Genomic DNA, 10,985 nt, shown 5'->3' with positions numbered 1-10,985 from the left:
ATGGAAATCACCACCATTATCGGGATTGTTATCGCAATTGTGATTATGCTGTTTGGTATAAGAATGCTGTTCAAAAAACCTGTAGAGGCTGTACCTTCACTGGATGCCAACCTGCATATCGACCCGGATAGCCAGACCCCGATCATTCCAAGGCATGTACGTTCTCAGTTGGCACAACAGGATGTCGAATCTGATCGTATCGAGCCAAGCTTGGGTATAGATGAACCGGCTCCTGAAAAGCCTTCCGCCTTTCGCAAGGCTGAATCAACTCCGGTTGAGCCAAAAGCAGTCGAAACTCCTGTAGCTGCCCCGTCAACAGAAGCTGAAGTAGTGGAAAAGTCGGTAGTCACGGCAGCAGATGTTCAACAGGTAGAAGCGGAACAGAAGAATAGCCAGATTGAAACCAAGGAAGAAATGCCTGAATTCAGCCTGAACAGCAACATCGAAAAAGCAGAAATTTCTGAATTTAATGATGAAAGTAGTATTCTGGATGCACATCTGCATGAGCAAAAAATAGTGGATGAAGAAAGTGCTTTGTCCAATGCTGAAACCATTATTTCTTTGCATATCTATCCGCAAGCCCGTGTACTTTCGGGTGATAAAACCTTGAAGGTTTTATTGAAATATGGCCTGCGTTATGGTGAATTGGCCTGTTTCCACCGTTATAGTGAAGATGGTTCAAAACTGCTGTTTTCAGTATTGCAAATGACCGATACCGGAATGGAAGGCTTTGATCTGGAAACCTTATCAACGCAGGAAGTGAAAGGTTTGGCATTCTTCCTGGCTTTACCGCATAGCGATGTACAAAATGCGTTTGATACCATGGACAGTATTTCACGTCTGATTGCCCGTGAAGTGGACGGTCTGGTCTATGACCAGAATCAACAGGAATTTACTCCACAATTACGTGAATTCTGGCGCCATCAGGCAATTGATTATCGTGCTGGACAAGGTACGGAAGTTTAAGGCTGCTTTGTTCAATCTCCAAGTTGAATCTGTAGACTGCAATTTTTATAATAGCCAAAAGCTGAATATTCTACAGGGCGGATTTTCCGCCCTTTTTTATGGTGAAATTATGACCCAAGATGCCACTGTCATTGCGCAAATGCGTCAACTGATTCAACTGCTTGCCAAGCATAACCATGCTTATTATGTGATGGATCAACCGAGCATTGAAGACAGTGAATATGATCAGCTCTTTCATCAGCTCAAAGCCTTAGAACAACAATATCCTGATCTGATCCAGTCTGATAGCCCAACCGATAAAGTGGGTGGGCAGGCGCTTTCAAAATTTGTGACCGTAACACACGCCGTGCCGATGCTGTCATTAGGCAATGTCTTTAATCAGGAAGATTTGCTGGCTTTTGCCCGCCGTATTGAAGAACGTTTGCCAAATCAAAAAATTGAATATGATGTTGAACTGAAATTTGATGGTCTGGCCATTTCACTCTGGTATGAGCATGGCGTATTGACGCGTGGAGTGACGCGCGGCGATGGAGAAACCGGTGAAGACATCACCCAGAATGTCAGAACCATTCGCAACCTGCCGAAACTTTTATCTCCGGTGAATGGTATCATTCCCGATTTGCTGGAAGTACGCGGCGAAGTGCTAATGCCGAAATCCGGTTTTGAAAAATTGAACGCTGCCAATGCTGCCAAAGGTGAAAAGACCTTTGCCAATCCGCGTAATGCTGCGGCAGGAAGTTTGCGTCAGCTGGATCCGAACATTGCTGCCTCGCGGCCATTGGCTTTTTATGCTTATGGGATTGCACAGTGTGTACCGCATCATGGTCAAACCACCATGTCTGCCAGTCTGGAATGGTTACATCAGTTCGGTTTTGCGGTTGGCGAGCGTCACTTTATCTGTGACAGTATTCAGGACGTGCAAAAGGTCTATGAACAGATTATTGATGAGCGTGCCAGTCTCAGTGTCGAAATCGATGGCATGGTAATCAAGGTCAATGACCTGAAACAGCAACAACAGCTTGGTTTCCTGAGCCGTGAACCGCGTTGGGCCACCGCCTATAAATTTCCGGCAGTTGCAGCACTGACTACGGTAGAAAATATTAATTGGCAAGTCGGTCGTACTGGAACATTAACTCCAGTCGCGCGTTTGAATCCAGTCGCTGTCGGCGGAGTAACAGTATCTAATGTAACCCTGCACAATATTGGCGAAATTCACCGTCTGGATGTGCGTATTGGCGATACAGTTAGTGTTTATCGTAGTGGCGATGTGATTCCTAAAGTTGAAAAAGTCTGGCCGGAATTTCGCCCGGTTGATGCAGTTGAAGTGCATTTGCCTGAGCAATGTCCAGTCTGTGATTCACCCGTGGTGATGCCGGAAGGTGAAGCATTGGCCCGTTGCTCTGGCGAACTCTATTGTGCTGCGCAGCGGATCGAAACCATTCGTCACTTTGTGTCGCGTAAGGCCATGGATATCGAAGGGCTGGGTGATCGCTGGGTAGAGTCACTGCTACATCTAAATCTTTTAAAAGATGTCTCAGATATTTACCATCTGCATGAACATCGTGAGACTTTGCTTGGTATTGAAAAGATGGGCGCCAAATCGGTTCAGAATCTTTTGGATGCCATTGAAAACAGTAAAAAGACCACACTGGCTGCTTTTATCTATGCACTCGGTATTCGTGGGGTGGGTGAAACTACGGCGCGGATGCTGGCCAATACTTTCCAGACGCTGGATGCCTTGCGTCAGGCCGATCTGGAGGCTTTAAAGAAAACTCCGGATGTAGGTGATATCACTGCGGAATGGATTCTGGATTTCTTTCAGGCACCGCATAATCTGGAAGTTCTGGATCGTTTACTGGCTGCCGGTATTCACTGGGATGCACCGATCGCACCGACTCGTCAGCCGTTAAACGGCGAAAGCTGGGTGGTCACCGGGACTTTAAGCAGTATGGGACGAGATGATGCAACCCAGTTATTGCAAGCCTTAGGTGCACGAGTCAGTGGCAGTGTATCCAGCAAAACCAAATGTGTGGTTGCGGGTGAAAAAGCTGGCTCAAAACTGGATAAAGCAGAAAAACTTGGTATTCCAGTGATCAATGAACAACAGTTTATTGGCTTGATGCAAGACTATGGTCAGCTTGAAGCCTAAATCTCTGCACATTTCATGAAAGAATAAGAGTTAAAAAAGCCACCTTCGGGTGGCTTTTTGCATAAAAAGATTAAGGAATATATTTTTTCACAACACCATCATCGAGTAGCTGCTGGAAATGTTCAACCAGACTTTCTTTCACCGGACGATACTCAATGCCGAGCTCATCTTTACTTTTTTGCGCATTAAAGAAAATTGGATAACCCATATTCAGCTCTACAAATTTACGGCTAAAACCTGCTACAGGCCCGAACATTTTAAAGGCTGCCTTCGGCAATTGATTGCGCGGGAAGGGAAACTTATTGCCAAAATGTGCCCGCAGAATTTGGCCCATTTCCAGCAGGCTCAAGCTTTCACTACAAATGATATAACGGCCATGCGCTTGCGGATTAAACGCAGCACGGATATGCGCTTCAGCGACATCTTGAACATCGACCACGCCATTCCACATCGGTGGAACGCCAAGCAAAGTCATGCCATTGGCAAACTGTTGCAGAACTTCCACACTACCGGATTGGGTATTTGGCGTTAAGGATTGACCAAAAACCAGTGCAGGATTGATACAGACCAGATCCCAGCGATTCTGTGCTTCAGCCATTTCCCAGGCTTTGCGCTCTGCCATGACTTTGGAATAAGGATAAGGCTGATGTGTGGCCGAACTGGTGGTATTCCAGTGGGATTCATCAAAACTGTTATTCTCAGTTTGTAGAATATCAATGGCATCGCCATAAGTGGATGCGATACTCGATGTGACGATTACGCGTTTCACTGATTCAGTCTGATTGACACTATTCAGTACATTTTCAGTGCCTAATACCGCAGGTTCGATAATATCTTTGACTGCATCTTTATAGTTGGTGACCACAAAAGGTGAGGCCATATGAAAGACAATTTCACAACCTTGCATCGCCTGATCAAAAGAACCCGGGCTTAATAAATTGGCCTGAAATAACTTGAGAGTTCCCGGTGTGCTGTCGGCAATTTTTTCTAAATGGGCAAAGCTTTTACTTTTATTTAGGTCACGTACCGTGGCATGTACAGTATAGCCTTGCGTGAGTAATTTCTGGATGACCCAGCTGGCAATATAACCCGATGCACCGGTAACCAGAACAGGCGCTGTTGTTTGTGGATGTGTCATATCGGAACCGTTGTTGTTTTAAATTTGTGTGAATGATAAGCGAAATTTAAGCATGAAGTACGCCAATGCAGTGATGTTTATACAAAAAGAATGAATCTGTCTGGTCAAAATTAAGATTTACAAATTTTAACGCATGTGTTTATTTGCCGGTTTTAGGTTATTGGCAAGCGTAATGAAAATGCAAAGTGTTGTTTTATAAATGGGATTTCATTAAGAACGAAGTGTAAATGCAAGTACTTCTCATTTTAATTATATAAAAATCAAATATTTAACCATGGTTAAGCTTTGCAAATTCAATTGCTTTTCGCCATAATAGCAAAATACAGGTAGGGAGTTATTCAAATGCGCGGAAATCCAGAAGTCGTAGATTATTTAAATATGTTGATCGGTGGCGAACTGGCTGCTCGTGACCAATACTTGATTCACTCTCGTATGTATGAAGATTGGGGATTGACCAAAATCTTTGAACGTATCGATCACGAAATGCAAGAAGAGTCCCAGCATGCGGATGCGATTATCCGTCGTGTTCTGTTCCTTGAAGGAACGCCAAACATGCAGCGCGATGACGTTGAGATTGGCGAGGATGTGGTGAGCTGCCTGAAAGCCGATCTAAAACTTGAATATCATGTGCGGGAAAAACTGGCGCAGGGCATCAAACTGTGCGAAGAGAAAGGTGACTATATCAGCCGTGATATGTTACGCCAGCAAATGTCGGATACCGAAGAAGACCATACTTACTGGTTAGAAAAACAATTGCGCTTAATCGAACTGATTGGTCTGCAAAATTATATTCAGTCACAGATGTAAAACCGGATGAATAAAAAACCCAGCACATGCTGGGTTTTTTATATCTTGAAAATGCTTAGTTGTTGTTACTCATAATGCCAATTTTTTTGACTTCCAGTCGTTGAGCCGCCGCCATGACCATCGCAATATGCTTGTATTCAGTGGCACGATCTGCTTTGATTTTAATCTGATCCTGATCCGCTTTTTGCGCTACTGTCTTGAATAAATTTTCCAGAGCCTGGGTATTTTCTACTGGTTGATCATTCCAGAAAATCTTACCTTGTGCATCCAGACGTAATTCCACCAGCTCCGGCGGTTTTTCATCGGTTACAGGAGGCGTGCCATTTGGCAGGTCAATATTAATCGAGTTATTTGGTAATGGAATCGTGATAATAAACATAATCAGCAAGACCAGCATGACATCAATCAGTGGCGTCATGTTGACATCTAACATCACATCATCATCTTGATTTGAACCAACATTCATACCCATAAACTTAATCCCTCTTTGTGCTTAAGGTGTAGCGGGCGGAGTGGTGACAAAAGCAATTTTGCCGATACCGGCCTGTTGGGTGGTACTAATCACCTGATCAATTGCTTCATAAGGCGTTATCTGATCACCACGGATATGCACTTCAGGCTGCGGACGTTTTTGGGCTTCTGCCTGTAAACGGGTCAGTAAAACTGATTTATCTGCGATATAGATTTCGTTCCAGAAAATATCGCCAGTTTTATTGACGGCCAGCTGAACATTTTCTGGCTTGGTTTCATACGGGACATTACGTTCTTCTGGCAGATCGACTGGTACGGTATGAATGGCAACCGGTACAGTAATCAGGAAGATAATGAGCAGAACCAGCATAATATCAACCAAAGGTGTGGTATTAATGGTTCCAATTACCTCATCATCGCTGTCGTTTGAATTGACCATCATTCCCATGGCTGATACCTCACTCTTACTTCACGTCACGATTAACAGGATTATTGGTTGTAATTTCACCGCTGAGTAATACTGCGTGTAAATCAGAACCAAAGGTACGTACTTCTTCCATGACCGCTTTATTACGGCGAGTCAACCAGTTGTAGCCGAGTACCGCAGGAACTGCGACTGCCAGACCGATCGCTGTCATGATTAGTGCTTCACCCACTGGACCTGCTACTTTATCAATCGAAGCCTGACCAGAAACACCAATCGCGGTAAGTGCGTGATAGATACCCCAAACCGTACCAAACAGGCCAACAAAGGGCGCAGTAGAACCTACTGTCGCAAGGAAGGCTAAACCGCCACTCAGATGGTTCTGGATTTTGTCGATTGCACGGGAAATCGAAATGGTGACCCAGGTATTGAAATCAATACGCTCAAGTAATGTGCCACCATGATTTTTGGTTGACTTGATACCTTTTTCCGCAATAAAACGGTAGACGCTGGCTTCATCCAGATTCTCGGTTGCATTATCTAGAGAAGATGATTCCCAGAAAGTATTTTCAGCTTGCTTAGCCTGTTTGCGAATCTTGCCTTGTTGTAGGCATTTGCTGATCATGATGTACCAGGTGCCGATCGACATAATGACCAGAATGAACAGGGTGACTTTAGAAACAATATCACCTTCTTTCCACATGGCTTCCAGACCATAAGGATTGTGAGCAGGTTCTTCAGCCGCAGCAGGTGCTGGAGGCGTCGGTTCAACCGCTGTCGCTGGTGTTGCCGCTGTTTCCGTTACGGTACTGGTTGGCGTAGCAGGCGATTCGGCAAAAACTGCTTGCAGGGGCAATAAAGTGCTCATGGCAATCAGACCAGCAGCAGTCATATTTTTTAAAGGTTTTAGTGATTTTTTCATTGTGGATCTCCTGATTTTTCTTTATCTTTTGTATCTGTTAGTCAAGGACAAATTCATATGGAATGTCATACCAAGATTCTTGCGGCTCGCCATTTTTCATTGCTGGCTTGAAGGTACATAAACTGAAGGCCTTGGATGCTGCACGATCCAGCGCACGACTACCGCTCGACTTTTTCACTTTGGCATCTTGGACCTTGCCGGTGGTATTTACATATACAGAGATCAGCACTTCACCTTGCTCTTCATTCATCAGTGCATCACGTGGATAGTCTGGGCGTTTACAACCTGCTTCACCTTGTGAAACACCACGAGTGACACCAGCGGGTGGAGGAGCTGGTGCTGGAGCGGCTGCGACTACTGGAGCCGGTGCTGCTACCGGACTTGGTGAAGGACTCGCTGCAACGGGAGTAGGTACTGCAGCAGTTGTCGGTTGGGTTGGCGTTGGAAGTGTTTTCTGTACAGGAACTACTTTTTCAACCGGTTTCACCTCAGGCACTTGTGCCACTTTTTCCACGATTTTTGGTGGTTCAGGTGGTGTTTCTTTTGGTGGCTCAGGTTCAGGCGGCTTAATATCTTGAATAATCATTAGCTCAACCGGCTGTTCCGTCGGTTTAATAATGTCTTTTGCCATACCAGCCATGAGTACTAGGCCAACCAGGATATGCAAAAAAACAACGACCCCAATACCAGTCAGTTTTTTGGCGGAGTTTTTTTCTAAGTCTTCAAACTTTGTGCCCATCATGACTCCTAGAATTTAAGACAAACAGGAAATAGTGCACTGATGAGAAATTTTTTTGATTACAGGCAGCATTATTTTTTGTTTGGCTAAAATTAAACGGGGGAAAACTGCAAACACCGCTTGGCAGCAGTGTTTGCGAAGTAATTAATTAAAAGAATTTATAGGTACCACGTAAGAAGTAAGCACGGCCTGTTGGATCGCTATAACGTGGGTCATAACCGTATTGGAAGTTATCCATTACGTCAGAGGCAGGTGGTTCTGCATCGAACATATTTTTAATACCGGCAGTTAGCTCCAGATTTTTAAATCCTTTGTAAGTGCCAGAAATGTTGTATACGGTGTAGTCAGCAACATCGCGTTCTTCTGAATAGTCTTCATAACCACGAACGAACTGTTGTTCAAACACCATTCTCCAGTTTTCATAAGACCAGTTCATGTTTGCAGTATGTTTCCAGCGAACCACTGCTGGGTCATCATAAACACCGACATAACCTTCCCACTCGCCGCCTGGTTCGCTTTGGTAATCCATTTTGATCACATAAGTACCGTCAATACCAAAACCGAAGCGGCCAGTTGCCGTCATTGGAGAAAGATAGTTCAAACTCAAATCAATCCCCTGGGTTTTCAAGCCACCGGAGTTAATCAAGTTAGTTGAGATATGATCGATACGACCTTCTGCATTACGAACAAAGTATTGAGCATACTTTTCTGGATCACCAAAAATTGATGCTTCACCAATCGTTCCCACTAAGTTTTCAATTTCGATATTGTAGTAATCGGCAGTGAAAACTAAGTTTTTGATCGGTTCAAAGACAAAACCAGCCATGTAAGATGTTGACTCTTCTGGACCTAGTTCAGAATTGCCGCCTTGTGTACGGATAAACTGGGTATTACATTCAGTTTGGTATCTGGTTTCAGTTGGTGTACCACCCGGGCAAAGAATCGGGTCATTATATCTTGCACCAGTCCAAGTTCTGACCGAAGGAGCATTGACCTCATATAAGCTTGGTGCACGGAAACCAGTACTGTAAGAAGTACGGAACATGAGTTCTTTAGCTGGTTCCCAACGTAAAGCCACTTTAGGATTAAAGGTGTCACCAAAATCGCTATAGTCATCATAACGAGCAGCCAACTGTAATTCCAGGTTGGTCAATAAAGGTACTTGGAGTTCAGTAAATACTGCACTAATGTCACGATCGCCTGAGCTTTTTGGTTTATTTGGATCAATACCACTGCCTGGAACTTGAGCAACAATTTCAGAATTTACAGTTGCTTCCCAGTCTTGTTTGGAGAAACTGCCACCGAGTGCAAAACCGACATCACCTGCAGGCAGTGTGTAGATTGGACGACTCACGGTAAAGTCAATTGTAGTGGATTCTAAAGATGCCTGATTGGTATCGCCTTTGACATCAAAAGTGTTCCATAAGCCGGCATTGGCTGCTGCTTGTGGGCCAAATGGGTTTAAAGTTCCATTATCAAGTGCAGCCTGAACTCTACTGCGGTTTAAATAACCACTTACGAAACTGTCAGTCGCATCACTTTTTGCATAAGTAACACCACCATTCATATCCCAACCGTATGCTTCACCTTCAATCCCTGCAAAGATACGGTTCGATTCGTTAATTGACTTAGAAACACGGTTACCGCCTTGTGAACGTAGATACAGTTGTAATGTGTTAGTCGCCAAGCCATCAACTGCTGGAGTAATACCTTTGCCAGGGTAATATTGACTGGCATAAGGCAAGGTCACACTACGGCTATAAACATCAGGCGCAATTGAAGTGGTTACTTCATCACGTGCATAGATATACTCACCAATCGCATTAAAGTTATCTGACAATTTGAAAGTTGCGCGACCTAACGCAGAAAGATTCTCTTGTTCAGGCACAATACCAATAACAGTTTGGGTATTTAAATAACAGAAACCATCTTCAGCAACAGTATCTTTGGTATTTAAACAATTATCCCCATAAGGGTTACCCAAAATACCTGTGATAGGATCGTAGAAGTTTGCAGGGAAAGCATTTGCTGAACTGCCATCAATTCCTAATTCAGGAAGTACCCCACCACGGCGGCTGACTTTACGGTCTTTTGCCCAAATCGTATCTTGTTTTCGGTAATCGATCACACCGTAGACATTAAAACCTTGTTCATCTAGATCGCCATATCCCCCAAAAATCGAAACGTCAATTTTTTCGCCGCCTTTTTCTTCAGGAATTTGACCACCTAAAGTAATGCCCACGCCTTCATATTGCTTTTTCGTAATAAAGTTGATTACACCACCCACTGCATCTGCACCATAGACTGCAGATGCGCCGTCACGTAAGACTTCAATGCGCTCTACCAATGCGAGAGGGATGTTGTTTAAGTTGGTTGAATCGGTACCAAATGCACTGCTTGCAACACGGCGACCATTAATTAAAACTAAAGTTTTATCCGAACCAAGACCACGTAAATTTGCTGTTGAACCACTGGTATTACTGGCACCGACATTTTGTGCTGTGACATAACTTGCTTGGTTGGCACTGACTTTCATCAATGCTTCTTCTACAGTGGTTACCCCCTGATTCACCAGATCTTCACCTTTAATAATCGTGATTGGTGAGGCGCTTTGTGCGGCTACACCTTTAATAGATGATCCAGTAACTCGCACTTTCTCAACCTTGGTAGGTTGTGCAGCGGAGTTTTCTGGTTCATCTGCTGCATGTGCCAGCGAAAGACACATCATGCTTAAGCTTAACGCGCTTAATTTGATGAGTTTTTTGCCAACGGTTGGAGCCCCCATAGATCCGACCAATTTGTTTTTTTTCATCGTAATTTTCACCCTTTTGTTATGTGAAGTAGTGCTGGGAGGACTTAAGCAAAGCGAATGCCAACTTATAAATTATTAATTTTAAAAAATATTAAGTGATTGAAAAAATTATATTTAATTTGATTTTTTTGGAGGTGTACTAAGTTCTGATGAAGAAATATTAAGAGAGTAGGGTTTAAAATCTGAAGAAAGTCTCTATAGGAAACCATGAGAAAGTAAAAAATAAATATTTAATGAATAAGAATGGAATCTAAAATTGAAAGGGAAATTGAATAAAGTTTAATCATGGTGCATGATTTTTACATAAAATATACAATAATTTAATAAGATAATAATTATATATTTCATTTGCTTATGTATGTATTTTCTTAGGTTGAAGTAGTGGGAGGATGCAATAATATGAAACAGGTCTGGTTTATTTTTGTGCAGACTAGGCTTGGAGCTAGATTTTAAGAATAAATATTAAATTAATAGACTTCCGTCATAAATCAAAAAACGTACAATTTATTTGATCTTAAATTAATCAGCAAAATTATTTAATTCAAGAGATAATCCTT

Annotated in this window: 9 protein-coding genes; 3 read left to right on the top strand and 6 right to left on the bottom strand. The window is 43.2% G+C overall.

From position 1 onward, the window contains the following. Together NI469_RS09760 and ligA are read left to right on the top strand one after the other, a co-directional pair. Positions 1 to 966, top strand: a complete 966-nt coding sequence (locus NI469_RS09760; protein ID WP_253175007.1) for a cell division protein ZipA C-terminal FtsZ-binding domain-containing protein — start codon at positions 1 to 3, stop codon at positions 964 to 966. Between the two features lie 109 nt (positions 967 to 1,075). Then, positions 1,076 to 3,115, top strand: a complete 2,040-nt coding sequence (gene ligA, locus NI469_RS09755) for an NAD-dependent DNA ligase LigA (protein ID WP_071851490.1) — start codon at positions 1,076 to 1,078, stop codon at positions 3,113 to 3,115. A gap of 70 nt (positions 3,116 to 3,185) precedes the next feature. Here the strand turns inward: ligA and NI469_RS09750 are convergent, their stop codons facing one another. Beyond that, on the bottom strand, positions 3,186 to 4,253 hold the full coding sequence (locus NI469_RS09750) for an SDR family oxidoreductase (RefSeq protein ID WP_253175006.1): 1,068 nt from the start codon (positions 4,251 to 4,253) through the stop codon (positions 3,186 to 3,188). Positions 4,254 to 4,595: 342 nt separating this feature from the next. Here NI469_RS09750 and ftn point away from each other — a divergent pair, with 342 nt between their 5' ends. After that, positions 4,596 to 5,060: a heteropolymeric bacterioferritin subunit Ftn gene (gene ftn / locus NI469_RS09745; protein ID WP_004279207.1), complete on the top strand. Its 465-nt coding sequence runs from the start codon at positions 4,596 to 4,598 to the stop codon at positions 5,058 to 5,060. A 55-nt stretch (positions 5,061 to 5,115) separates the two neighbouring features. Here ftn and NI469_RS09740 read toward each other — a convergent pair whose 3' ends face one another. From NI469_RS09740 to NI469_RS09720, 5 genes are all read right to left on the bottom strand, one after another. Beyond that, on the bottom strand, positions 5,116 to 5,532 hold the full coding sequence (locus tag NI469_RS09740; protein WP_153566852.1) for an ExbD/TolR family protein: 417 nt from the start codon (positions 5,530 to 5,532) through the stop codon (positions 5,116 to 5,118). A 21-nt stretch (positions 5,533 to 5,553) separates the two neighbouring features. Further along, on the bottom strand, positions 5,554 to 5,979 hold the full coding sequence (locus NI469_RS09735) for an ExbD/TolR family protein (protein ID WP_253175004.1): 426 nt from the start codon (positions 5,977 to 5,979) through the stop codon (positions 5,554 to 5,556). 16 nt (positions 5,980 to 5,995) lie between these two features. Then, positions 5,996 to 6,877, bottom strand: coding sequence for a MotA/TolQ/ExbB proton channel family protein (locus NI469_RS09730; protein ID WP_253175002.1), 882 nt, complete (start codon positions 6,875 to 6,877; stop codon positions 5,996 to 5,998). A gap of 37 nt (positions 6,878 to 6,914) precedes the next feature. Beyond that, positions 6,915 to 7,616 carry an energy transducer TonB gene (locus tag NI469_RS09725; protein ID WP_253175000.1) on the bottom strand — a complete coding sequence of 234 codons (702 nt, stop codon included), beginning with the start codon at positions 7,614 to 7,616 and terminating at the stop codon, positions 6,915 to 6,917. A 148-nt stretch (positions 7,617 to 7,764) separates the two neighbouring features. Beyond that, the gene (locus tag NI469_RS09720) at positions 7,765 to 10,428 is read right to left on the bottom strand and encodes a TonB-dependent receptor (protein WP_153566855.1); all 2,664 of its coding nucleotides are present in this window, start codon (positions 10,426 to 10,428) and stop codon (positions 7,765 to 7,767) included. Between the last annotated feature and the right edge of the window lie 557 nt (positions 10,429 to 10,985).

The sequence above is a fragment of the Acinetobacter lwoffii genome (assembly GCF_024129735.1).
Lineage (GTDB): Bacteria > Pseudomonadota > Gammaproteobacteria > Pseudomonadales > Moraxellaceae > Acinetobacter > Acinetobacter lwoffii_H.
Note: the sequence above shows the minus strand (reverse complement) of the source record. Positions and strands in the feature narration are given on the sequence as shown.

What these genes read in the sequence shown, in the direction of transcription:
- ftn (WP_004279207.1), top strand. Translation starts at nt 4,596, where the DNA reads ATGCGCGGAAATCCAGAAGTCGTAGATTATTTAAATATGTTGATCGGT.
- NI469_RS09720 (WP_153566855.1), bottom strand. Translation starts at nt 10,428, where the DNA reads ATGAAAAAAAACAAATTGGTCGGATCTATGGGGGCTCCAACCGTTGGC.
- NI469_RS09735 (WP_253175004.1), bottom strand. Translation starts at nt 5,979, where the DNA reads ATGGGAATGATGGTCAATTCAAACGACAGCGATGATGAGGTAATTGGA.
- NI469_RS09725 (WP_253175000.1), bottom strand. Translation starts at nt 7,616, where the DNA reads ATGGGCACAAAGTTTGAAGACTTAGAAAAAAACTCCGCCAAAAAACTG.
- ligA (WP_071851490.1), top strand. Translation starts at nt 1,076, where the DNA reads ATGACCCAAGATGCCACTGTCATTGCGCAAATGCGTCAACTGATTCAA.
- NI469_RS09730 (WP_253175002.1), bottom strand. Translation starts at nt 6,877, where the DNA reads ATGAAAAAATCACTAAAACCTTTAAAAAATATGACTGCTGCTGGTCTG.
- NI469_RS09740 (WP_153566852.1), bottom strand. Translation starts at nt 5,532, where the DNA reads ATGGGTATGAATGTTGGTTCAAATCAAGATGATGATGTGATGTTAGAT.
- NI469_RS09750 (WP_253175006.1), bottom strand. Translation starts at nt 4,253, where the DNA reads ATGACACATCCACAAACAACAGCGCCTGTTCTGGTTACCGGTGCATCG.
- NI469_RS09760 (WP_253175007.1), top strand. Translation starts at nt 1, where the DNA reads ATGGAAATCACCACCATTATCGGGATTGTTATCGCAATTGTGATTATG.